This window comes from Flavobacterium sp., assembly GCF_027483985.1.
Classification (GTDB): domain Bacteria; phylum Bacteroidota; class Bacteroidia; order Flavobacteriales; family Flavobacteriaceae; genus Flavobacterium.
Genome location: NZ_JAIXTJ010000020.1, coordinates 1 through 24,362 on the forward strand (window position 1 = coordinate 1; position 24,362 = coordinate 24,362).

Sequence of the window (24,362 nt, forward strand, 5' to 3'; positions counted from 1 at the left end):
AAAGTATCATTTGTTAAAGCATTAACTGCTGTTACAACCGTATTGTTTGATGCAACAGTTACTGGTCCGTCGTTCACGGCATCAATTGGATTAGCAACTACAACTGTAGCTACTGCTGTATCACAATTTGCTGGTGTCGCTCCTACTTCACATAATTGGTACGTAATAGCATAGGTTCCTGACGGTGTGTTTGCTGCTAAAGTTAAAACTCCATTAGCATCCACACTTAATGGTCCTGTTGTGATTGGAGTTACGTCAGTATTGGCAGCTGTTACAACAACTCCGTTTAAAGTATCATTTGCTGTTACGTTTAGAACGGTTGTTGGTGCTGCAGTTGTTGCAACTGTTATTGGTCCGTCGTTTACTGCGTCAATACAATTTGTTGTCACAACGTTAACGATTCCACTAACTGGCCCATAACAATTACCTATTGAATCATAAAAAGCTGCATAATAAGTTCCAGCAGAAGCAGTAGCCGCATTTGAAATTTGATTAGCATTAGTTGCAGGTGTACCTGTGTGCCAAGTTAAAACGGTTCCACTTTGAGAATTTGAACTTGTAATGGCGGTATTTAAATTGACTGTAAATGTTGGACAAGTATTTGTCAGTGTAATTGGAATAGTTACAGATGAAGAATTATTATTGGTAACCGTGTCGGTTTCATTTCCAGAAATTGTCGCAGTATTAGTATAATTTCCGTTAGGTCGAACTGTTGCATTAATAGTTAATGTGGCAGTTGCACCATTAGCAAAAGTACCAATAGTCCAAACTCCAGAGGTGTTATTATATGTTCCAGTTACTGTAGATGCCGAAACAAATGTATAACCAGAAGGCAATAAATCGTTCACAACAACTCCTGTAGCATTACTTAAACCAGCATTTGTAGCAGTCAAAGTAAATTGTACTGACGACCCAATTGCAGGATTAGGATTATTGATAGCTTTCGAAATTCCTAAATTAGTTTGACTAACTGGAACTGGAGTAATCGTACTTCCGTTATTAGCCGTATTGGGATCTATTTCATTTCCACTAATTCCTGCTGAATTTGCGTAGGTTCCAGTTTCATTAACTGTTGCATTTATTACAAGTGTAGCGTTTGCACCACTATTAAGTGGTCCGATATTCCAAATACCAGTGGTATTAACATAAGTTCCGGTAGATGGTGTCGCACCTGTAAAAGTGTAACCACTAGGCAATAAATCAGCCACTTGAACATTGGTAGCATTACTTGTTCCTGCATTTGTTGCAGTAAGAGTAAAAGCGATAGTACCACCACGAACTGGTGCCATTGTGTTTGCAACTTTGGTTATTTGCAAATCTGTTTGGGTTAAAACTGCTGCATTGTTTGTAGTTTGTGGTGTAGTAAATGTTCCTGGAGCAACACCTAAAACCATAGACATTTGTCTATTTGCATTTGTTCCTGTAGAACCTAAATTTACATCTATCGATGTTTTAGCATTTCCATAAAACGAAATAAATGAAGCAGTATTTTCAAATGTAATACCAGTTAAGCTATTTGCTAAACCTAAAATCTGTGTATAGGTTCCTGCTGGAGCAACAGTCAACCCTGTTGGATTATTAACTTGATAATTTGTGTAATCTCTAATTTGATATAACTCACGTTGATTTGTAGAAATACCATCAATATCTAATCCACTTAAGTTAAAATTAGACAGATAAGCAGGCACATTTGTAATCGTGTCAAAAAATTCAAAACGATAAGAAACAAAACCAGGAACTCCAGCTGCTGCATTGGTAGAAATAACCGGTTGAAAAGCGCCTGGCGTACCCGGAGCTGCATCTTCGTCGAAAGTATTGACAGTGGCACTTGTAGCTCCAACAATGGTAACCCTTGCGTATATAACTCTGCCTCCAACTGTTGCGATATTATCATACCTATGAACCGAACCTACAGTATTTCCTCCGCTAATAATAGTTTTATTAGTATTTAGAAATGAAAAAGTTTGACCAGTCATGTTAAATACAAATGACTGAGAATTTGCACTTACACTAAAAAACATTACCAATAAAACAACTAGCTTTAAAACTGTTTTACTAAATGTGTTTGCATTAAAAGAATTTGTAGTATTGAAATTCATTTTTTTAAAATTTGCTATTTTATTTATTAAAATAAAAAATATGTTCGAAGCATTGCTAAGATTGTGATTTAAATTTTTCATATTTCCTTATTTTAATTTTTATTTAATGAAGGTGCAATGGTTGCGTTACAAACTGGAGTAACAGAAGCAGATGCTGTATTGTTACCTCCATTTGGATCACCGGCAGCACTAGATACTGTGGCATTATTAGTATAGCTTCCTGAACCAATAACAGTTGCTACTATTTGAAGTGATGCAGAACCTCCATTCGCTAAAGTACCAATAGTCCATACACCTGTGGTATTATTATAAGAACCACCACCATTGTTACTAACGTAAGTGTAACCAGCTGGTAAAAGATCATTTACTACAACAGATGTTGCAGTTCCTGGACCATCGTTATTGACTGTCAAAGTAAAAGTTACGCTGCTACCGTAATTCGGCGAAAGATTATTCACTACTTTCGTCATTCTTAAATTAGCAGAAGCATCAACAAAATTTCTACCAATAATGGATTGAAACCCGAAAACATTATTGTTGATAGTATTGTCGTTAGCTCCATCAACATCTGAGACGTTAGAATATCCTGCTAAGTTTGTTTGTGTAATTGTATAGGTGCCTAAACTTGCAACTGGAACTGCAAAAGAATAATTTCCAGAAGCATCTGTAGTTGTTGTTTGATTGTTTGGACCTGCCAAATTAATTGTTGCACCAGGTATTCCTCCACCTCCTAATAACGAAAGATTTCCGCAAACTAATGGCGGAGTTAAAACATTCGTTACTAAAGTCCCATAAGATATATTTTGGAAATACAAACTTTTAAGTCTAATAACAGTAGTTGCTCCTAAAGTACCAATAGTATATGTAAAAGAGGATCTATTTTCATAGTAGCAAGTAAAAGCACCTTCAGGAGCAGTACTTGTGCCTGCTAATACTGCAGATGTTGTTGCGGTACCTCTTAATAGTGTTGCCGTATTTGTAAAAGTTATTCCAGATGGATTATTTCTAAAATAAGCATCAGGCAATGTTAATTCATCATATTCTCTTAGTGCCGCACTATCGCCATCAACATCAATTGGCGATGCATAAAAATTCAATCGAACAGGATTTGCCAAGGTACCGCCACTTGTTACAAAATTAATTGTAAAAGTTATGGAAGTTGGATTTCCAGCATTAGTATTTAATGTTGGTTGAAATGCCGCATCATAACCATCGATACCTTCAGTTACCGCAGGTATATCAACATTTGCAAGTGTTGCTCCACCTGTAGCAGCACTTATTGTTAACAAGGCATCAACACCAGCAAAAACATTTGAAAATCTATAAACATCACCCACATCACCCACACCATTGTTTGTTCCCGACACAAAAGTTGGTGCGTCAAAAACTAAATTAGCTGCTGTGGTTGCAGTATTGTTACATGCTCGTTGTGCATTTACATTAAAATTTGATAATAAGAAAAGAGATAGTAGTAAAACTAATATCCTTTTATTATCTAAATTTTTCACTAAATAATTAAAAGTAAAGTTCTTCATATGGACACTTTTATTGAAATTTATTAAATTTTTACCGCCGTTATAAGATTTTAAAAATTTTAAAAATCACAAATAACTTGGTTTTATATTGAATTGCCTTGATAAAAGTTTTTGCTTTAAACTTTTTAACAAAACAACAAATTATGACATCAACTTATAATACTATATCTAGCACAAGTAGGATTATCTAACTACTATTTACAGAAATTTAATCCTAAACTTTACTAATTTCGATTTCAACAAACTGCTTATTTTTAAAACATTTGTTAAAAAAACTATCGAAAATTCATCAATTAATCACCTTTTGTAAGAATCCGCTTTTGTACACTAACGGCCTTAAATTTTACATAATTATCTAAAAAACAAATAGAATGTGCAAATATATATAAAAAAAAATGAAAAAAAATAGAATTAATACTACGTCATCATTAAATAAAACAAATATTAGTTAACAAAAAATTAATACAAATTTTGTAGGTTAACTTTTATATACGAATTATGTTTGTTTATGGTTTTCAACTTATGCTGTTTTTTAACTCTCTTTTTAATGTTGAAAGAAGCCTCTATTTTTCTATAATTTAAATAACGAATAAACAAAAGATTCCACCAAAATAGAACAACAAATAAATTAAATTATTGACATAAATCCTTGTTAATCAATTAAAAACTAAAGTGAAATATCATTCATAATTAAATAATGTTGATAATGCTACTACATTATTGACACTTAACTTTTCAAAAACTCTGGATTTGAATGTACTAACGGTAGACATTTGTATTTTTAACTTATTTGCAATTTCTAAGTTTCCACTTCCATTGACTAGCATTTTAGCTATTTCAAATTCCCTATTTGAAAGGGTATCAATTGGACTTAGCACCTGTTTTCTTTTGATTTTATTAAGCTTCATCCTGATTTCATCACTGTAATAAGAACCTTTTAAAAGCACTTCAGTAATTGCTTCAACCAATTTTTCTTCTGAACAATATTTATGAAGATAACCATCAGCACCATTCTTAACATATCTCATACCATAATTTTCTTCTTCATGACATGAGAAAATAAGAATCTTAGTTGCTTTTTGAATTGCTTTTATATCTTTCATTATTTTAATGTTTTCGATTCCATTAATAATGATATCCAAAACAACTACGTCAATGGCGACACTGTTAATGAGCTCAGTAGCGTCATCATAATTCTCAGCATGATAAATCACAACATTAGGAAAGGTCACATTTAAAATTAACTCTATTCCTTTTCTTACAATAAAATGATCGTCTACCAGAAGAATGGTTAACTTATCATTAATGCTTTCCAACTTTTTATTCATTCTCTTTAAAAAATTCAGATAATGAAACTACGTTATTGATATTTAATTTTTCAAAAATCCTATTTTTGTATGTACTAACGGTAGACATTTGAATATTTAATTTATTTGAAATTTCCAAATTGCCATCACCCGAGATAAGCAGTTTTGCAATTTCAAACTCCCTATTTGACAAACTTTCAATGGAATTATTTTTAGCTTTCTTATTGGATTTTTGCTCTATTTTTTCTCTAACCGATTCACTATAAAAATAGCCGTCTTTTAAAATCTGATTGACCGCTTTGACAATTTTATCTTCTGTACAAAACTTGTTTAAAAAGCCATCTGCGCCGTTACTAATATATCTTACACCATAGTTTTTTTCTTCATGTGATGAAAAAATCAAAATCTTCACTTTGGATTGAATTTCCTTAATTGATTTCATTATCTTGATATTCTCTACTCCGTTGATATTGATATCTAGTATTATTAAATCCAATTTAATGGTCTTAACGATATCTATAGCATCTTCATAATTTTCGGCACTGTAAACATGCGCCTTTGGAAAAGAGCCTAATAAAACTAGCTCGACTCCTTTTCGAACTACCAAATGATCATCAACAAGTAAAACACTCAACCCTAAATTCATATTGTCTAATTATTTTTTTTTTACAATATTAACATATTATAAATTAAAATATGACGATTTTAAACTAAAAAAAACCTTAACAAAAAATCATTAAGGTTTTGATTATAAATTCAGATTATTTTTTTATTCTTCTGAAGCAACTGCTTTATCTTTATCCATTACTACTTTTAGTGTAGAAGCTACACCATATTGATCAACCATTGTCAAATTTAGCATATCTTTTTTAGCTAATTTTTTAGACACAATACCATTAAAACTATTGTAAGAAATATTCATTTCAGCCAAATTGGTTAATTTTTCTAAATTTAATGGCACTTGACCATTCATCTTGTTGTCAAATAAACTTAAGCTTTCAAGCGCAACTAGATTAGAAACCAAGTTACTTAGTTCTCCTGTGAATTTATTACTATTTAACGCAAGAACTTTTAATGATTTTATGCTATATAAAGATTCAGGTAAAACACCTGACAAACTATTGTTGTAAAGTGACAATACTTGCAGATTAGATAAGTTACCAATTGTACTTGGCAAATCGCCTGAAAGGTCATTCATAAACAAATGAATTTCTTTCAAGGAAGTTGCTGATGTTAATTCTGCAGGAATTGTTCCCGATAACTTGTTAAATGAAATATCTAATATTCGTAATGCTTTTAATTCTCCTAAATTTGCAGGAATAGAACCCGTTATATTATTCTTGAATAAGACTAAGGTCTGTAACGATTTTAAAGTTGACAAATCTTGAGATAAAGTTCCTGATAAGTTATTATTAGAAAGATCGATACTAACTACTTTATCGTTAACAATTTTGACACCAAACCAAGTACTCACTTCGGCATTGAAATCCCATTTAGTGGTCCATTGACTACCATTCGTTGCTTTATTAAAGTTAATCAATGCATTTTTTTCTGAAGTAGAAACCTCTGCAAACATTAAAGCAGTAAAAAATAAGGTACAAATAAGAGTAATAGTTGCTTTCATATCTTTTCTATTAAGTTGTAAAACAAATCAAATTGTCGTTAATAGACAAAAATAATCGATGAAATGCATATTTATTTCAAATTAACTCATTTTTTAACGACAATTTCCTACAAAAAAATAAATTTTTTAAAAATAAAAAATAATTTATATTTGTTATCTAACCAATTAAATTATAAGAGTATGCCATTTAATTTTTACGCAGTTCTAGTAGCTGCATTTTCAAGTTTAGTAGTGGGATTCGTTTGGTACAACCCAAAAGTGTTCGGAACCATTTGGATGAATGAAACAGGGATGACCGAAGAAAAAGCCAGAAAAGGAAATATGGCTAAAATTTTCGGATTGACTTTAATTTATTCGTTTATGCTTGCTTTAATTATGCCTATTTTGGTAATTCATCAAATGGGCGCACTTAGTATGATAGGTGGATTCGATATGGTTGCGTCTGCCAAACCATCTTACGCCGCTTTTATGCTAGATTATGGTACTGAATTTAGAACTTTCCAACATGGTGCTTTGCACGGATTTATGTCGGGTTTATTTTTAGCATTGCCCGTAATTGCCATTAATGGTTTATTCGAGCATAAATCTTGGAAATATATTGCCATTACCGCTGGCTATTGGACGGTTATTATGACAATAATGGGTGCCATTGTTTGCGGCTGGAAATAATTTAACACAAAATTATAAACTAATCGCTCTACATTTGTGGAGCGATTTTTATTGTGAAAGGACTCTCTTATAAAATATACAATCTCGTTGAACAGCTTCCAGAACTTTGGAACGATGTAGCTGTATCTAATGTTTTTTTACAAACTGAATATTTAAAAGTTCTTGAAAAATCTGCACCAATTAATATGCAATGTTTTTACATTGGAATCTTTGAAAACCAAGAACTTATAGGTGTTTCGTTGGCGCAATATCTTGATTTAAATAAATTAGAATCATTTGGCGATCGAGATAAATGTTTTAAAACTTTTATTCGAAATTTCATTTTTAAAAACTTTGCCTCGCATACACTTTTCGTAGGAAACAATATGATCACCGGCCAAAATGGCTATGCGTTTTCAAAAGAAATTGCATTGCAGTTTGTTAGCAAAATTCTAATTGATGCGGCACAAGAAATTACTAATTATTTCAAAAGCAAAAAGATAAAAATTCATTTAGTCTCGTTTAAAGATTTCTACGAATTTAGTGCCATTGAACTTAAAAAATATGAATTCAACAAAATTTATGAGTTCAATACACAACCCAATATGATTTTTTTTTTAAATGATAATTGGAAAAGCAAGGAAGACTATTGCGACTCATTTTCAAAAAAATACAGAGATCAATACAAGCGTGCCCATAAAAAATTTGATGGAATAGTAGTTAAAGAATTATCATTAGAAGAAGTTCTTGCAAATGAAGAAAAGCTATATGATTTATATTATTATGTCGCTAAAAATGCTCCTTTTAACACCTTCTTTTTAGCAAAAAATCACTTTTCAACTTTAAAGGAACAATGTGAGAATGATTTTTTAATCTTTGGTTATTATCTTGAAAATACATTAGTTGGATTTCACACTATTTTACTCAACGGAACGGTTTTAGAAACCTATTTTTTGGGCTATGATTCAAAGGTTCAAAAAGAAAATATGTTGTATTTAAATATGCTCTACAATATGACAGAATTTGGTATAGAAAATGGATTTAAGAAAATAATTTTTGGAAGAACTGCTCTAGAAATAAAAAGCTCTATTGGTGCAATACCGGTGAATATGTCGGGTTTTATATACCATAACAACAAATTAATAAATAAGTATGTTGGCTATATTTTTAAGAAATTAGAACCAGAACTTGTTTGGCAGATGCGACATCCGTTTAAGTAGATTCGGGTTTCGGGTTTCGAGTTGTGCTTTGAATGTGATTAACTTATTGTAGGCTTGCTTAATAAGAAAGTTGCAGGTTTCTTCGTGATCTTTTTACTTAGTGCTTTTTAGCCCTGATGGTAATGGAAAGCTTTTTATTGAAGAATTCTATTTTTTATTGTGCTAAAAAAGCGACCAACGGAAGCTCTTTTTAGTGCTTATAAAAAAAGAATTGTTGATAAAAACTTGGAATGAACAGCAGGATTAGCTTCAAATCAAACTACTTAATCTTATGATTATTTAATTGATACAAAGCGTAACAACCTAAAGTTAACTCGCCAATTGTTCCGAATAAAAATACAGGTGAAGGAAATCCGTCAAGACATAAACTAACTATTCTGCCGAAAGCGAGTCCGAACATAAAAAGAAAATTAGTTAGCGTTGCCATTTGCCAATACTTTTTGTTAAAGAGACCTAAAACCCAAAGTGTGGCAAACGAAAAGTACAAACCCATTAGTGCTTTAAAAATAGAATTCTCATCGGGAGTTATAACCGTTACATCAAAGAGAAGGTTGGGCAAAAATCCATAAATAATTGCCACTAAAGCAACAATAACTACAGAAATTGTTAAGTGCAAATTTCTTAAGTCAAAAAGGATTTTTATATTGTTTCTATAATGCATCTATTTCACCTTGAACAACTTCCCAATCTTCTAATAACTTATCTAACTCGGCTTTTTTCTTGTTGTAAGCTATGAAAAAGTTAGCATCCTCGATGTGTTTATCGTAGTTTGAAGCTAACGATTTATCATCATTTTGGATGTCTTTTTCTAGTTGCTGAATTTGACTTTCAATTTTACTAAGTCGGTTTTGAAGTGACTTACTTTTCTTTTGATCTTCGTAAGAAACTTTAGTATTTTCTTTTGGAGTTTCTTTTTTAATAACGTCTTTTTTCTCAACTTCACGCATATTTTCCATATTGCGTTGCTCTAGAAAAAAGTTGATATCACCAAGATATTCTTTAATTTTTTGGTCTTTAAACTCATAAACGATATTGGACATTCCTTGCAAGAAATCTCTATCGTGAGAAACTAACAAAAGTGTTCCTTCATACTTTTGAAGCGCAGCTTTTAAGACATTTTTCGATTTAATATCTAAGTGATTTGTTGGCTCATCCATCACCAAAACATTGATAGGTTGTAGTAATAATTTACACAATGCCAAGCGATTGCGCTCACCACCAGAAAGTACTTTTACTTTTTTATCTACATCGTCACCACGGAAAAGAAACGAACCTAACATATCGCGAACTTTCATTCGATTTGTATCGGTTGCAGCATCTTCCATTGTTTGTAGTAACGTAATTTCACCGTCGAGATATTCGGCTTGATTTTGGGCAAAATATCCTACTTGAACATTATGACCTAATTTGATTTCGCCTTGGTATTTGAACTCGTTAACTATTGCTTTGATAAAAGTAGATTTACCTTGACCGTTTTGACCTACAAAAGCAATCTTACTACCTCTTTCAACCAATAACGAGATATCTTTAAGAATCACTTTATCGCCATAAGCTTTAGTTACTTTTTCGGCTTCAATCACAACACGTCCAGGCACTTTTGAAACTGGAAATGAGATGTTCATAACCGAATTATCATCTTCATCAACTTCGATACGCTCTACTTTATCCAACTTTTTAATTAAAGATTGCGCCATTGACGCCTTAGAAGCTTTAGCACGAAATTTCTCGATTAATTTCTCAGTTTCTTCAATTTTCTTGGCTTGATTTTTTTGAGTTGCCAATTGTTTCTCTCTAATCTCGTGACGTAACTCTAAATATTCAGAATAAGGTTTGTTAAAATCATATGCCTTACCCAAAGAGATTTCGATAGTTCTATTGGTAACATTATCAAGAAACATCTTATCGTGTGAAACAATAACTACTACACCAGGGAAATTTCTTAAAAATCCTTCTAACCAAATGATACTTTCAATATCTAAGTGATTGGTAGGCTCATCGAGAAGAAGAATATCATTAGATTGTAAAAGTAATTTAGCTAATTCGATACGCATTCTCCAACCTCCAGAAAAAGTATCTGTTTGGTCGTTGAAAACTTCACGTTTAAAACCTAAACCGAGAAGAATTTTTTCGGTATCACCAACATAATTATAACCACCAAGAAGTTCAAAACGATGTGTATAATCAGACAAATCTTCAATAATTTGACCGTATTCTTCGCTTTCATAATCGGTTCTTGTTACTAAAAGATGGTTAATTTCTTCTAGTTTTTTCTCAACATGTTTAATTTCAGTAAATGCTTCATATGCTTCTTCAAGCACTGTTCTACCTTGTTCAAAATCGATATCTTGTCGAAGAAAACCCATTTGAATTTCTTTCTCAGTTGCGATTTGACCGGAATCGGGTTTGAAGTCACCTGCTAAAATTTTAAGCATAGTGGATTTTCCTGCACCATTTTTTCCGACAAGACCAACTCTGTCGCCCGAACCTAATCGAAAAGTTACTTCTTCAAAAAGATAAGAACCACCGAAAGAAACTGATAAATTGTGAATATTTAGCATTTATATTGTTTAAAAGTTTATGAGTTTATAAGTTTAAAAGTTTAAACTCAAATCTCATAATTAAATTAGATTATTGTAATATTTGTTACATTACTAAAATTTCAAAGGTGTACCTTTACAGAAATTTTTTGCAAATGTTAAAAAAAGGAAGCACATTATATAGTATTTTAACAGGAAGTTGTCCAAAATGTCATCAAGAAAGTATGTATGTGGAAAAAAATCCTTACAAACTTAGTACAATCTACAAAATGCAGGAAACTTGCAGCCACTGCAAAACGCAATATGTAATCGAACCTTCTTTTTTTTATGGTGCAATGTATGTTAGTTATGGACTAACAGTTGCCATTGGCGTAGCGCTATTTGTCATTACGAAACTTATTCTGAATTTATCAGTAAAAACTTCATTTCTATCTTTAGGAACGGGAATTTTTATTTTAATGCCAATAACAGCAAGACTTGCCCGAAATATTTACATCAATATGTTTATTCATTATGATAAGAATTGGAAACAAAATTCTTAATCCTGCTAATATCAATATGCTTATCTAAAGGAATTTGCTTTTCAATATAATCAAATAAACTTTTAGCCATTGCAGGCGCAAGCATTACTCCTCTTGTTCCAAGTCCGTTTAAAACATGTAGATTTTTATATTTTGGATGCGTTCCTACTAAAGGTCGCCTGTCCTTCACTGTTGGTCTAACTCCAGCAAAATGTTCGATGATTTCAAAATCACAATGGATTAAATCCTTCAAATTATCAAGCAATTCCTTCTTAGCCTCTTCGGTAGGAACATTTGTTTTATCCTGCCAATTATAAGTTGAACCTACTTTATAAAGATCATTGCCCATTGGAATGATAAAAATGGAAGAATTAACGATGACTTCTAAATTCAAATTTGACGCTTTAACAAGCAATAATTCTCCCTTTGTACCATCTAGAGGTAATTGATTAAAAAATGGATTAGAATGTATTCCAAATCCTTCTGCGAAGATAATATTCTTGGCTTTATGATTTTTATAAAGCACTCCATCATCATTTATGATCAAATCATTATAATCAAAAGTTTCTTCTAGTAACAATTGATTTGATTTCAGATAGCCATTATATGCATCTAGAAGAAGCGAAGTATCAACATAACCAGCGTGCAAAACCTCACCAAAATTAAAAGGCGACGCAATGTAATCGAATTTCTTTGTAACTAATGAAGTTGAAAGAAACTTTGAAAGATTAGGTTTGTCTGACGCTGCAAACCAATTATTTTGTTCTTCAACTGAATAAAACTTGCGTAATAGTGGAATTCTGTAATCGACTTTAACATTTAACTTTTGCTCTATAGAGCTATAAAATTCCTTTAATAAATCTAGTTGATCAGAAGCTTCCCAAACTTCGCTAAAACGTTTTAATATCACCGGATTATATAAACCAGCTGCTATTCGTGAAGAATTTTGAGATTGATTATTAATAACCAAAATAGACTTTTCTTTATTAATAGCAAATTCAGAAAAAGCTATTCCTGCAAGACCAGAACCGACGATAATATAATCTAACATAAGCTTTGTAAAAATGTAAAGATAAAAAATGGCCATAAAAAAACTCCTATCTTTCGATAAGAGTTTTTTTATTATTTGAGAACTATAATTAGTAATTCCACATATCTTGTTCAAAATTACGAATCTTCTCTTTTACTCGTTCCGATTCTAACAATTGCATTTGCGAATTGTCTTTCATATAATCTTGAATAGTTCTGTCGCCATAAACATTTTCCTCCTTGTAGATAACACCACTAAAACGTCGTGAGTTTAACAAATGATCAAAAGTCAAAGGCATTGCAGAGTTTTTATCATTAAAAGCTTTAGCCTCGTGTAAAATATCTCTGATTGATGGGAAATAAACCCAAAATAAATCAATTGGGTCACTTTCACCTTTAGCCTTAGCACGGGCTTCAGTAGCAACTGGGCAAATTGCCAACATTCTATATTTTAATTCACTTTGACGTTTATCAAAATACCAAAAACCTTTAATTCTATAGCCAGAAACATCTTTTGCAGTTAATTCAGTTTCCTCAATGTATTGTTTATCTAAAACTTTAGCACCTGATTTGTATCCTTCAACATCAGTATTGAATTCATCAATACCAGCATCAGTAGTATCAATATACTTAAATACAGATTCGATGTCCTTCAATGTAACCTTAGAATTAAAATAATCATCATTATAAACTTCAGTTATCTTTCCTGATTTGATGCCATTCAATAACACTTGAAAAAGAGATCTTCTTTCTTTACCTACAAAAGCAGTATCTACAGGATAGTATAAGGGAAAATTAATTCTTTCATCAACATCAATTAACTCCCAAGTAGTTTTACCCATCAAAACGTCTCTATCGTGAACATACCCGTAAGGTAGAGGTTTATCATTGTCTGACTCTAATTGAGCAGCCGTTTTTTTACCTATCTCATCTGGTGTTTTAGCATTCAGTAAATTAGATTGAGCAGAAGCAAAAAAAGAACCTGCAACACTAAAAACAACTAAAAAAAAGTTTTTCAATTTCATAATTTATATTCTAAGTTATCTAAGTAGGTTTATAACGACAAACTTAAATTTTTATTGTATTTCGTATATAGCTGGTGCAGCTGTTTTGGTTTGAATTCCAGAACCATCACCAATAATTTTAGTCTTAACGTCAGATATAGTAACCTGATCTCCAGCTTTTGCTTTAGCTAAAGCAGCTTTACATTGAGCATTAACTCTATCTCCGTTTACAACAATTGAAGCTTGACCTGGAACTTTCAACACAAATTGTGTTACTTGAAATTTCAAATCATATAAAAAGTCAGGTAATACAGCTGTAATCTGCGAAACTTCAAGACGCGATTTAGAACCTTTTTGTGTACCGTCTTTACCTCCAATTGCAGCTTGTGGCGCAGGAATACCTTTAATTCTGAAAACTTTTCTATCAGAAACAGTTTTACCATCTGTCATTTTACCAGTAGCAGTAACTGTAACTTCAGTACCAGCTCCAGGATTTAAATTATATTTACCTTTTCCACCAGCAGGAGATAAACCTGGCGCAGAAGCAGAAACATTATTATCACCAATACCAGCAAAAGAAATCGTTAATGGGTTTGGTAAACCTCTGTACACAACGTTCATTTTATCAGCAGAAATATTAGCTGAATTTGGACGAGGTACAACAACATATTTACCTTCAAACTTTAATGGAATTGGCTTGCCATTTTCTGTAAAACTAAAAGAACCAGAAAGAGTTTGCTCACCAACAGCACCTGCAGTTGTAGAAATGATAGCTTGACCGTTTACTAATTTTCCAGGACCTTTGAAATTTCCAAAATTTGCACCTGCATTAGGATCGTATTTTCCTAATACAACTTTACCAGTTACTGGTTCACCTTGAAAATAAACATTTTTATCCAAAGCTACAATAGCTTGAAACTTGCTATAAGAAGCTTCACTAACAGCAGCCTTTCCTAAAGCCGAAGCTATTACATCTGATTCAGCTTTTTTAACATCATTCTGCCAAGCAGATAATTTTGCTAAAGATGCAATTGCAGGAAAACCTTTAAAGTGATAATCTAAGAACTTAATTTTAACACCTTCTTTGTTAGCAACAGGTTCAGTATTAAATTTGTTGTTCAATTCATTTAAAATTGGAGTATACTTTTTGTCATTTAATGCTGCTTTCATATCAGCCTTGTAAGCCTCAACTGCTGCAATAACTTCATTACCTCTTTTAGTGTAACCATCACCTGTAAACCAGCTGTGGTCAAGGTTATCCGCTTTATCCATTGCTTCATATGGTAATTTACCATCTTCAGCTTCAACACCTACTAAAACCTCAGTTTTTAATGTTCCGATAAAGTCGAAAAACTTTTTAGAAGCAGCCTCCACTTTGTGTGCAGTAGCAGCTGCAGCGATAAAGTCTCCTTTTGCTTCCGCAGCTTTATCATCTAAAGCTTTAAGCATTTGCTCATTTGTTTGATTTGCAGAACTTGTAGCTCCTTCAAATCTTTCATTCATCAAACCGAAAGCCGAAAGGACTTCTTTTGACATGTTCATTGCCAACATCGCGATGAAAACCAAGTACATTAGGTTAATCATCTTCTGTCTAGGGGTTAATTTTCCTCCTGCCATTTTTTCTAATTAGTTTTAATTGTTAATTTAATAAAATATAGTTAAAAAAACTAATTATCCTTTATTGCTCATTGCAGACAACATTCCACCATATACATTATTTAATGTAGATAAGTTAGAAGTTAAAGACTGCATTTGGTCTTTTAATTTTAAGTTGTTTTCAGCAACTTCGTTATTGATTTGTGCATTTCTTTCAGCACTTTGTAATTGTGATTGGTAAAGACTGTTTAAAGCTTCCATTTGAGTTGCAGCTTTACCCATTTCTTCTGCATATTTCTTTTGTCCTGCCATAGCATCTACAGTTGGAGAAATTGATTTAGCAGCACCTTCAAAGTTTTTGATACTGTTACCTAAGCTAGCCATCAATTCACCATCGATTTTAGCTTCTTTTAACATATTATCTAATTTTTGAGAAAGCAAACCTTGTGCTTCTTTTGGATCTTCTTTTTTAGCTGATTTAGGTTGTGCTTGTCCACCTGCTAATTCAGGGTAAACAATTGACCAATCAATTTCTGCTGGTGGCGTTTCAAAAGCTGATAATGCGAAAATCGCAGCTTCTGTTAATAATCCGATTGTTAACATCACAGTTCCTGTTAAAGGTCCTAATTCAAAGTGAGCAATTTTAAATAATGCTCCAACAATTACAACTGCTGCACCCATACCATAGGCGAAATTCATAACTTTAGGTGATAATAATCCCATAATAATAATAATTTAGTTAGTTAAGTTTAATATAATTAAGTTAGTTAATATACAAATTATCTTTTGATCTTACCGTTACCGGTTGTTTGAGTTCCCATATAATCTTGAACTGTTCTGAAACCAATGTAGCTTCTTGCAGTATCTTGATATTCGAAATCTCTAGTTCCTACTTGCAAGAAGTAAGCAACATCTTTCCAAGAACCACCTCTTACAACTTTACGTTTGTTAGAAGTATCAGGCACATTTGGATTCATTGTTGAAACATATTCGTAAGCTGATGCATCATAAGATGAATCGGTCCATTCTGCTACGTTTCCTGACATATTGTATAGATTGTATCCGTTTGGCTCATAAGATTTAGCTTCAACAGTGTATAATGATTGGTCTGCAGCATAATCTCCACGGTTAGGTTTGAAGTTAGCCATAAAACATCCTCTATCATTTTTAGTATAAGGTCCACCCCAAGGATAGTTACCTGATTCTAGACCACCACGAGCAGCATATTCCCACTCCGCTTCAGTTGGTAAACGGAAAGAGTTAATCAAATCTCTACCTTTTTTCTTTTTAACATAAATATTTTTGTTCAAAGTTCTCCAAGCGCAAAATGCTTTAGCTTGCTTCCAGTTAACACCTACTACAGGATAATCTCCATAAGCTTGGTGCCAGAAATAATCATTGTGCATTGGCTCATTATATGAATATGAGAAATCTTTAATCCAAGTTGTAGTATCTGGATAAACTTTAGTGTTTTCAGTTTTGATAAACTTACTTCTCTTTCCAACTTTAGCTTTAGCAGCTGCTTGAATATCCATCCAAGAATAGTGGAATTTCAATTTATCAACATCAATTGTTCTTAAACCGTTATAGGATTCTGCTACTGGCAAATACATGGTATCCATAACCTCAACATAGTATTCGTCTGGATATTTTTTAGTATCTGTAATTAACTTAACTTTTTTGTTAAGTCTTCTACCTGCATAAGGATCATCTGTTGTACCAACACTATAGTAATTCTCGTACATATATTTATCATACGGAGTCATTTTAGCCGGATCTTGGTCAGCAAAAGCGAAATCACCGATGCTTCCACCATTTTTACCACCTTTACCTGCACCAGGTTTTGTACCAGTTTCATCAGCAAGAATAGCTAAACGTACTCTAATAATAGAATCCTTAACCCATTCTACGAATTGGCGGTACTCACTGTTAGTAATTTCAGTTTCATCCATATAAAATGATCTAACTGTTACTGTTTTAGTTGGAGCATCTTGAACATTAGCTAAATCATCATCTGATTTACCCATAATGAAAGCACCACCAGGAACTAAAGTCATTCCGTATGGTTTTTCTGGATGCCATTTCTTACCTTTTACTCCTACTAATTCTCCTTTGTCGTTAGACTTTCCACAGCTAACTAGTAGTGTTAAAACAGATGCAAATGCAATGAACTTCTTCATATTAATTTGGGTTAATTATGTATTCTTAATTTAAGGGCGTAAACCTATCTATTATTTTTGAAAAAAACAATTATTTATATCTTAAAATTTTCATTTCCTGACCAAAAATACAAATAAATATTAATCGTCAAAATTAAATCATCGATAAAGTGCAAAAAAGTACGTTTATTTGCAAATATGTATTGTTTTAATGTATTTTTTCTTACAAATTTTATGTTTAAAAGAATTTATAAGATTTTATCTCAATTAAAATCTATAAAATACTCTTGCGTTGTGCTTTCCACCATCGTTCAGGAAACTCTTGATTGCAAGCCGCTAAATAATCTTCGTGAGAACAAGGTAATAACGTATTCTTTTTTAGTTTATTGTGACTGTTTGTAAAAAATGGTATTTCAATCCACCAACGTTCGGTTTTATTACTTTTATAAAACACAATATCCTCATCTTCAAATGGTACCGTATATTTAATATAGTTTTCTTTACTTCCAAACGGATACTCATTTGATCGATAATGAATACCTTCAATAAAATACCAAATCACTTGCGAAATCAATACCGATTCTTGTCTAGTATTGTTATGATTAAAAATTCCTAAACAAGAAACTTTATCACTAATTCCAGCATATCTTGAAAGTGCACAAATTTCTTTTCCATTAAATCCGTTAGGTTGAAAATTTGTAAAATTTCCTGAATCTGATGATTTTACAGAAGTCAAATCAATACTTACAATGTCAGCATCTCGAAAAACAGGTTCAGAGATGGAAATATTATTACAAACTTCACCTAAACGATAGGCATCAAAAAACAATTTTTCCATCAAATCAATTTCTTCTTGCGAATTGAAATAGGTTTGATACCCAACATTACTGTAATTAAAAAGATTATTAGGCTCATCAACAATGACTTTAGATAAATAAGAATTGGCCGAAATGGATTCTTCTTGTTTTCCTAAATCAAATTTATTGTCAATCGCTACCAAATTGACCATTTGCTCTAAATCATCATAACTTCGATATAAAGCATAAGTCAAATCTTGAGAACCACCGATCACAATAGGAATAACCTTGTTCATAATTAATTTTGCAACAACTTTTTTCAATGCAAAATAGGTATCATCAAGAGATTCACCTGAATAAATATCACCTAAATCAGCAATAGACTTACTCCAATTTCCGGGAAATAATCCGTATAATTCTTTTCTGATGAATGATAAATTAACTTCAGAATTATCTTTACCTCGGTTTTCAAGAACTCCAATAATTGCAATATCAATTTTAGAAATATCTGGAAACTCGGCTTCTGTATGAAAAACAACCTTACTTGACAAATGCTGAGATGACAATTGTTTAATATCAATTATCAAATCATTATCTAAAGGCGTAAGAAAATCGAATTCCATTTATTATTTCTTTTTTGTAGTTGCTTTTTTTGCTGGTGCTTTCTTAGCTGCTGGTTTTTTGGCAGGCGCTTTTTTAGCAGGAGTTTTCTTAGCAATCATCTCCTGAACTTCTTCTAATGTTAATTTTGAAGCATCAACATCTTTACTTAATTCAATTTTGATTTTACCTTTGGTAATTTCGCTTCTTCCCCAACGAGCCTTCTGAACCAAAATTCCTTCAGCTTCCCAATTGTGGATTACTTTATCGATATTTTTTTGAAGTTTATCTTCAATTAATTCCTCAATGTCTTGTTGCGATAAATTATCAAAATTATATTTTTTAGAAACGTTGATGAAAATTCCATCCCACTTAATAAATGGACCAAATCTTCCTGTGCCTTTTTGAACACCTTCGCCTTTATAAACGGCTATTGGCGCATCAGCTTGTGTTTTTTCATCGATTAAAACCTTTGCTCTTTCTAAATCTACATCTAATGGTTCTTCACCTTTTGGAAGTGAAACAAATACTTTTCCGAAACGTACAAATGGTCCGAAACGTCCTAAACTTACCTCTACTTCTTCGCCTTTGTATGTTCCTAATGCTTTAGGCAATAAAAATAAATTCAGTGCTTCTTCAAGAGTAATCGTACCGATATTTTGTTCTGGACGCAAACTTGCAAATTTTTTCTCTTCATCTTCACTATCACCAATTTGCGCCATTGCACCAAATTTTCCTAAACGTACCAAAACTGTTTTTCCTGATTCTGGATGTTTTCCTAAAATTCTTTCACCACTTTCTCTATCGGCGTTGGCCTCAACATCTTTTACATTGGGATGGAATTTATCATAAAACTCCTGCATCATTTTGGTCCAATTGATATTTCCTTCTGCGATTTCGTCAAAATCTTGTTCGACTTTTGCAGTGAAATTATAATCTAAAATGGCATCAAAGTTTTTAACCAAGAAATCGGTTACAATATTTCCGATATCGGTTGGAACTAATTTTCCTTTATCAGAACCTGTATTTTCTTTTTGAATTACATCCGATACTTTTCCTGATTGCAATGTTAACTGCGTATATTTTCGCTCTTGACCTTCAAGCGTTCCTTTTTCTACATAACTTCTATTGATGATTGTAGAAATTGTTGGCGCATAAGTTGACGGACGACCAATACCAAGCTCTTCCAATTTTTTAACTAAAGATGCTTCTGTATAACGACTTGGCGGACGAGAATAGCGTTCTGTAGCCGTGATGTAATTATTGCTCAGTTTCTCATTGACTTTCATTGCTGGCAACATTCCTTCTTGTTCTTCTTCATCTTCATCATTCCCTTCAAGGTAAACTTTCAAGAATCCTTCAAATTTGATCACTTCTCCTGAAGCAGTAAAAACTTCGGAATGATTGTTTGCCTCAATTTTTACATTGGTTCTTTCCAACTCGGCATCACTCATTTGAGAAGCCAATGTTCTTTTCCAAATTAAATCATACAAACGTGCTTGATCTCTATCAATATTTACAGTATGACGCGACATATCCGTTGGACGAATTGCCTCGTGTGCTTCTTGTGCGCCTTTGCTTTTATTGGTGAATGTTCTCGGTTTTGAAAACTCTTTTCCATAAGAACGAATGATTTCTGCTTGTGCCGCTTCCATCGCTTCTTTAGAAAGATTAACCGAATCCGTTCTCATATAAGTAATCAATCCGGCTTCGTATAAACGCTGAGCTAATTGCATTGTGATTCCAACTGGAAGATATAATTTACGAGCTGCTTCTTGTTGAAGTGTTGAAGTTGTAAATGGACCTGTTGGAGATTTTTTAGTAGGTTTTGTTTCTAAATCGCCTACTTTATAATTAGAACCGATATTTTTATTTAAAAAATCTTCGGCTTCTTTTTTAGTATTAAAATTCTTTGGAAGTTTGGCTTTAAAAGCTCTTCCGGCTTCGTTTACGAATTCTGCTACAACAGAATAACTTGCTACTGGTTTGAAATTCTGAATTTCTCGTTCACGTTCTACAATTAATCTTACCGAAACTGATTGAACACGTCCAGCAGATAATCCACCTTTAATTTTACGCCATAAAACTGGCGATAATTCGTAACCTACTAATCTGTCTAAAACTCTACGAGCTTGTTGAGCATTTACTAAATTATAATCAATTTCTCTCGGATTATCGATAGCTTTTAGGATAGCATTTTTTGTGATTTCGTGAAAAACAATTCTTTTGGTTTTGTTTTTATCTAATTTTAGTTCTTCCGCAAGATGCCAAGAAATTGCTTCTCCTTCGCGGTCTTCATCGGAAGCTAACCAAACCATATCGGCATTTTTGGCTAAACCTCTTAGTTTTGTTACCAATGCTTTTTTATCGGCTGAAACTTCATACTTTGGCTTGAATCCGTTTTCGACATCTACTCCTATTTCTTTGGAAGGCAAATCGGCAATATGACCATAACTTGACTCGACTTGATAGTCGGTACCAAGAAATTTTTCGATCGTTTTTGCTTTTGCTGGTGACTCTACTATAACTAAATTCTTTGCCATTATGTATTTTATTTGTTCGGCAAAAGTATAGGTTTTTTTTAAATTTTTGGTTTTTGATATGATTTTTAAAAATTACACATATAAAAATAGAAATAAATTTAGCCCTGAATGGAATGGAAATCCTTTTCATTTTTTCTTAAAAAATGAAAAGATTGCAAAGGAATGCAGGAATATGGATTGCTGAAAATTCCCTAACCAATCGCTACTTAATAAAAGAATGTTAAACATTGTCTGCCATCTTGTCAGATTTTGTAATTTAGTATTATCTTTGTAGTCCGATTCAATCGAAGATTATTTTATGGAAAAAGAAATTGATGAAAAAGTTCAAGGACAAAGTTTAGTTCTTGAGAATAAACCCGAAAACACAAAGAAACTTTATATTGAAAGTTATGGTTGCGCTATGAATTTTTCTGATAGTGAAATTGTAGCTTCCATCTTGACAAATGAAGGTTATAATACTACTCAAATATTAGAAGAAGCCGATTTAGTTTTGGTAAATACGTGTTCTATTCGTGATAAAGCAGAGCAAACTGTTAGAAAACGTTTAGAAAAATACAATGCTGTAAAACGTGATATTAATCCCAAAATGAAAGTAGGTGTTTTGGGTTGTATGGCCGAACGATTGAAAGAACAATTTCTTGAACAAGAGAAAATTGTTGATATGGTTGTTGGTCCTGATGCATACAAAGATTTGCCAAATTTACTTGCTGAAATTGAAGATGGACGAGATGCTATAAACGTAATTTTATCTAAAGAAGAAACGTATGGTGACATTTCGCCTGTGCGATTGAATTCTAATGGCGTTTCGGCGTTTGTTTCGATTACACGTGGTTGTGATAATATGTGTACGTTTTGCGTTGTGCCTTTTACTCGTGGTCGTGAAAGAAGTCGTGAACCGCAAAGTATTATGACAGAAATTCAGCAACTTTGGGATACAGGTTACAAAGAAATTACACTTTTAGGACAAAATGTAGACAGTTACCTTTGGTATGGTGGCGGATTGAAAAAAGATTTTGATAAAGCAACCGAAATGCAACAAGCAACTGCTGTAAAATTTGAACAGTTGTTAGAAATGGTAGCAATTGGTTTTCCTAAAATGCGTATTCGTTTTTCGACCTCAAATCCGCAGGATATGCACGAAGAAGTGCTTCACATTATTGCAAAATATCCAAATATTTGCAACCACATTCATTTACCTGTTCAATCGGGAAGCAATAGAATATTAAAAGAAATGAATCGACTGCACACACGCGAAGAATACATGCATTTGATAGACAACATCAAATCAATAATTCCGAATGTTTGCATTACACAGGATATGATTGCAGGTTTTCCTACCGAAACTGAAGAAGATCATCAAGATACTTTATCGTTAATGGACTATGTAAAATATAGTTTTGGCTATATGTATTCTTATTCAGAACGACCAGGAACTTTGGCTGGAAGAAAAATGGAAGACGATGTTCCTGAAGAAACTAAAGCGAGACGATTACAAGAAATTGTTGATTTGCAAAGAAGTCACAGCGCCTTTAGAACACAAGAGTTTTTAGGTCAAACGGTTGAAGTTTTGGTTGAAAAAACCTCTAAAAAATCAGAAAATGATTTGTCAGGAAGAAATTCACAAAGTATTACCGTTGTTTTTCCTAAGGAACATTATAAAATTGGTGATTTCGTAAATGTAAAAATCACGAATTGCACAAGCGGAACATTGATTGGTGAAGCAGTTGGATATAGTGAGATGAATTAAAATTGGTTTCAAGTGTAAGGTTTCAAGTTCTTCAAACAACTTTAAACCCTAAACTTTTAAACTTTTAAACCTTTTCAAATGGAAACAGTACAATCTATAAAACAGCGATTTGAAATTATTGGAAATGATCCAAAGCTCAATCGTGCAGTAGAAAAAGCTATTCAAGTTGCTCCTACAGATATTTCGGTATTGGTAGTTGGTGAAAGTGGCGTTGGTAAAGAAAGCATTCCTAAGATAATACATTCGCTTTCGCACAGAAAGCACGGTAAATATATTGCTGTAAATTGTGGTGCCATTCCAGAAGGAACCATTGATAGTGAACTTTTTGGTCACGAAAAAGGATCGTTTACAGGCGCAAATAATGCTCGTGAAGGTTATTTTGAAGTAGCTGATGGCGGAACCATTTTTCTTGATGAAGTTGGAGAATTGCCTTTAACAACCCAAGTTCGCTTACTGCGTGTTTTAGAAAATGGTGAGTTTATTAAAGTTGGTTCATCACAAGTTCAAAAAACCAATGTAAGAATTGTGGCAGCGACAAATGTAAATATGTTTGACGCCATCGAAAAAGGAAAATTTCGTGAAGATTTATATTATCGTTTGAGTACGGTTGAAATTGGATTACCTGCCTTGCGCGAAAGAAAAGACGATATTCATTTGTTGTTTAGAAAATTTGCTTCTGATTTTGCTCATAAATATAAAATGCCGGCCATAAAACTTGACGATGATGCTGTAAAGTATTTACTAAATTATCGTTGGGGCGGAAATATTCGTCAATTGCGAAATTCTGCTGAACAAATATCGGTTTTAGAGACTAAAAGAGAAATTTCACTTCAAACCTTAATTTCTTATTTACCACAAGACGGTACAAGTTTGCCAAGTGTCATTGGTGGAAAAAAATCAGATACCGATTTTTCTACAGAACGTGATATTTTGTACAAAGTCCTTTTTGATATGAAAAGTGATTTAAATGATTTAAAGAAATTGACTTTAGAATTGATGAAAAATGGAGCCAAAGTGCAAGACATAAATCCAAATTTAATTCAAAAAGTTTATGGTAAATCAGATGAAGAAACGTTCTTTGAAGAACAACCTCACAACGCCGTTATTCCAAAAAACGAAGTTGTAGAACAAGAAGAATTTGAGGATGAGGATGAAGACGATAACAATTACTTATTTGCTGAAACCGTTGAAGAGGAAGAAGTTTTAAAATTAGAACAAAAAGAAATCGAACTCATCAAAAAATCTTTGGAAAAAAACAAAGGAAAAAGAAAAGCAGCTGCAGATGAACTTGGAATTTCTGAACGAACGCTTTATAGAAAAATTAAGCAATATGATTTGTAATCCATTATAATAGGATTAACAATTTATGAAATAAAAAAATATATCTTTGGCTTTT

Annotated in this window: 19 protein-coding genes; 5 read left to right on the forward strand and 14 right to left on the reverse strand. The window is 32.5% G+C overall.

The genetic code is table 11. The features are described 5' to 3' along the window. The 5 genes from Q0050_RS03900 to Q0050_RS03920 all read right to left on the reverse strand — a co-directional run. Positions 1–2,099: DUF11 domain-containing protein (locus Q0050_RS03900; protein ID WP_298392700.1), on the reverse strand; the 2,099-nt coding region annotated here is incomplete at its 3' end. A gap of 92 nt (positions 2,100–2,191) precedes the next feature. Continuing rightward, positions 2,192–3,634, reverse strand: coding sequence for a DUF11 domain-containing protein (locus Q0050_RS03905; RefSeq protein ID WP_298392701.1), 1,443 nt, complete (start codon positions 3,632–3,634; stop codon positions 2,192–2,194). 680 nt (positions 3,635–4,314) lie between these two features. Next, a complete protein-coding gene (locus Q0050_RS03910) occupies positions 4,315–4,950 on the reverse strand; it encodes a response regulator transcription factor (RefSeq protein ID WP_298392702.1) in 636 nt (211 codons plus the stop codon). A gap of 4 nt (positions 4,951–4,954) precedes the next feature. Continuing rightward, positions 4,955–5,587: a response regulator transcription factor gene (locus Q0050_RS03915; protein ID WP_298392703.1), complete on the reverse strand. Its 633-nt coding sequence runs from the start codon at positions 5,585–5,587 to the stop codon at positions 4,955–4,957. A gap of 123 nt (positions 5,588–5,710) precedes the next feature. Continuing rightward, positions 5,711–6,565 (reverse strand): leucine-rich repeat domain-containing protein, encoded by an 855-nt coding sequence (locus Q0050_RS03920; protein ID WP_298392704.1) that lies wholly within the window; start codon positions 6,563–6,565, stop codon positions 5,711–5,713. Positions 6,566–6,745: 180 nt separating this feature from the next. Between Q0050_RS03920 and Q0050_RS03925 the strand changes: the two genes are divergently transcribed. Together Q0050_RS03925 and Q0050_RS03930 are read left to right on the forward strand one after the other, a co-directional pair. Further along, positions 6,746–7,234 (forward strand): DUF1761 domain-containing protein, encoded by a 489-nt coding sequence (locus tag Q0050_RS03925; RefSeq protein WP_298392705.1) that lies wholly within the window; start codon positions 6,746–6,748, stop codon positions 7,232–7,234. Between the two features lie 53 nt (positions 7,235–7,287). Further along, positions 7,288–8,433, forward strand: a complete 1,146-nt coding sequence (locus Q0050_RS03930; RefSeq protein ID WP_298392706.1) for a GNAT family N-acetyltransferase — start codon at positions 7,288–7,290, stop codon at positions 8,431–8,433. Positions 8,434–8,692: 259 nt separating this feature from the next. On the opposite strand, the gene Q0050_RS03935 is transcribed toward Q0050_RS03930, so the two are convergent. Beyond that, positions 8,693–9,094, reverse strand: a complete 402-nt coding sequence (locus tag Q0050_RS03935) for a DUF4345 domain-containing protein (protein ID WP_298392707.1) — start codon at positions 9,092–9,094, stop codon at positions 8,693–8,695. After that, positions 9,084–10,991 (reverse strand): ABC-F family ATP-binding cassette domain-containing protein, encoded by a 1,908-nt coding sequence (locus tag Q0050_RS03940; protein ID WP_298392708.1) that lies wholly within the window; start codon positions 10,989–10,991, stop codon positions 9,084–9,086. Before Q0050_RS03940 ends, Q0050_RS03935 begins: the two co-directional genes overlap by 11 nt. 134 nt (positions 10,992–11,125) lie before the next feature. Between Q0050_RS03940 and Q0050_RS03945 the strand changes: the two genes are divergently transcribed. Further along, the gene (locus Q0050_RS03945; RefSeq protein ID WP_298392709.1) at positions 11,126–11,512 is read left to right on the forward strand and encodes a DUF983 domain-containing protein; all 387 of its coding nucleotides are present in this window, start codon (positions 11,126–11,128) and stop codon (positions 11,510–11,512) included. Here the strand turns inward: Q0050_RS03945 and Q0050_RS03950 are convergent. The 7 genes from Q0050_RS03950 to topA form a co-directional block, all read right to left on the reverse strand. Beyond that, positions 11,475–12,542 carry an FAD-binding oxidoreductase gene (locus Q0050_RS03950; protein ID WP_298392710.1) on the reverse strand — a complete coding sequence of 356 codons (1,068 nt, stop codon included), beginning with the start codon at positions 12,540–12,542 and terminating at the stop codon, positions 11,475–11,477. The genes Q0050_RS03945 and Q0050_RS03950 overlap by 38 nt on opposite strands. Before the next feature lie 88 nt (positions 12,543–12,630). Next, a complete protein-coding gene (gldN, locus tag Q0050_RS03955; RefSeq protein ID WP_298392711.1) occupies positions 12,631–13,545 on the reverse strand; it encodes a gliding motility protein GldN in 915 nt (304 codons plus the stop codon). 51 nt (positions 13,546–13,596) lie between these two features. Then, positions 13,597–15,141: a gliding motility protein GldM gene (gene gldM / locus Q0050_RS03960; protein ID WP_298392712.1), complete on the reverse strand. Its 1,545-nt coding sequence runs from the start codon at positions 15,139–15,141 to the stop codon at positions 13,597–13,599. A gap of 54 nt (positions 15,142–15,195) precedes the next feature. Then, a complete protein-coding gene (gene gldL / locus Q0050_RS03965; protein ID WP_298392713.1) occupies positions 15,196–15,843 on the reverse strand; it encodes a gliding motility protein GldL in 648 nt (215 codons plus the stop codon). Between the two features lie 56 nt (positions 15,844–15,899). Beyond that, positions 15,900–17,300 carry a gliding motility lipoprotein GldK gene (gene gldK / locus Q0050_RS03970; RefSeq protein WP_298392714.1) on the reverse strand — a complete coding sequence of 467 codons (1,401 nt, stop codon included), beginning with the start codon at positions 17,298–17,300 and terminating at the stop codon, positions 15,900–15,902. A gap of 253 nt (positions 17,301–17,553) precedes the next feature. After that, positions 17,554–18,699 carry a formimidoylglutamase gene (locus Q0050_RS03975; RefSeq protein ID WP_298392715.1) on the reverse strand — a complete coding sequence of 382 codons (1,146 nt, stop codon included), beginning with the start codon at positions 18,697–18,699 and terminating at the stop codon, positions 17,554–17,556. Between the two features lie 3 nt (positions 18,700–18,702). Next, complete coding sequence (topA, locus tag Q0050_RS03980) at positions 18,703–21,219, reverse strand: type I DNA topoisomerase (protein ID WP_298392716.1); 2,517 nt, start codon at positions 21,217–21,219, stop codon at positions 18,703–18,705. A 298-nt stretch (positions 21,220–21,517) separates the two neighbouring features. On the opposite strand from topA, the gene miaB reads away from it, so the two are divergent. Both miaB and Q0050_RS03990 read left to right on the forward strand, forming a co-directional pair. Further along, positions 21,518–22,966, forward strand: a complete 1,449-nt coding sequence (gene miaB, locus Q0050_RS03985) for a tRNA (N6-isopentenyl adenosine(37)-C2)-methylthiotransferase MiaB (RefSeq protein ID WP_298392717.1) — start codon at positions 21,518–21,520, stop codon at positions 22,964–22,966. A gap of 78 nt (positions 22,967–23,044) precedes the next feature. Further along, positions 23,045–24,307 carry a sigma 54-interacting transcriptional regulator gene (locus Q0050_RS03990; protein ID WP_298392718.1) on the forward strand — a complete coding sequence of 421 codons (1,263 nt, stop codon included), beginning with the start codon at positions 23,045–23,047 and terminating at the stop codon, positions 24,305–24,307. Positions 24,308–24,362: the final 55 nt, after the last annotated feature.

Bases quoted from the DNA above. Each gene is read 5' to 3' on its own strand.
- Q0050_RS03905 (WP_298392701.1), bottom strand. From the start codon at position 3,634: ATGAAGAACTTTACTTTTAATTATTTAGTGAAAAATTTAGATAATAAA.
- Q0050_RS03915 (WP_298392703.1), bottom strand. From the start codon at position 5,587: ATGAATTTAGGGTTGAGTGTTTTACTTGTTGATGATCATTTGGTAGTT.
- Q0050_RS03920 (WP_298392704.1), bottom strand. From the start codon at position 6,565: ATGAAAGCAACTATTACTCTTATTTGTACCTTATTTTTTACTGCTTTA.
- Q0050_RS03925 (WP_298392705.1), top strand. From the start codon at position 6,746: ATGCCATTTAATTTTTACGCAGTTCTAGTAGCTGCATTTTCAAGTTTA.
- Q0050_RS03935 (WP_298392707.1), bottom strand. From the start codon at position 9,094: ATGCATTATAGAAACAATATAAAAATCCTTTTTGACTTAAGAAATTTG.
- Q0050_RS03940 (WP_298392708.1), bottom strand. From the start codon at position 10,991: ATGCTAAATATTCACAATTTATCAGTTTCTTTCGGTGGTTCTTATCTT.
- Q0050_RS03945 (WP_298392709.1), top strand. From the start codon at position 11,126: ATGTTAAAAAAAGGAAGCACATTATATAGTATTTTAACAGGAAGTTGT.
- Q0050_RS03950 (WP_298392710.1), bottom strand. From the start codon at position 12,542: ATGTTAGATTATATTATCGTCGGTTCTGGTCTTGCAGGAATAGCTTTT.
- gldN (WP_298392711.1), bottom strand. From the start codon at position 13,545: ATGAAATTGAAAAACTTTTTTTTAGTTGTTTTTAGTGTTGCAGGTTCT.
- gldM (WP_298392712.1), bottom strand. From the start codon at position 15,141: ATGGCAGGAGGAAAATTAACCCCTAGACAGAAGATGATTAACCTAATG.
- gldL (WP_298392713.1), bottom strand. From the start codon at position 15,843: ATGGGATTATTATCACCTAAAGTTATGAATTTCGCCTATGGTATGGGT.
- gldK (WP_298392714.1), bottom strand. From the start codon at position 17,300: ATGAAGAAGTTCATTGCATTTGCATCTGTTTTAACACTACTAGTTAGC.
- Q0050_RS03975 (WP_298392715.1), bottom strand. From the start codon at position 18,699: ATGGAATTCGATTTTCTTACGCCTTTAGATAATGATTTGATAATTGAT.
- topA (WP_298392716.1), bottom strand. From the start codon at position 21,219: ATGGCAAAGAATTTAGTTATAGTAGAGTCACCAGCAAAAGCAAAAACG.
- miaB (WP_298392717.1), top strand. From the start codon at position 21,518: ATGGAAAAAGAAATTGATGAAAAAGTTCAAGGACAAAGTTTAGTTCTT.
- Q0050_RS03990 (WP_298392718.1), top strand. From the start codon at position 23,045: ATGGAAACAGTACAATCTATAAAACAGCGATTTGAAATTATTGGAAAT.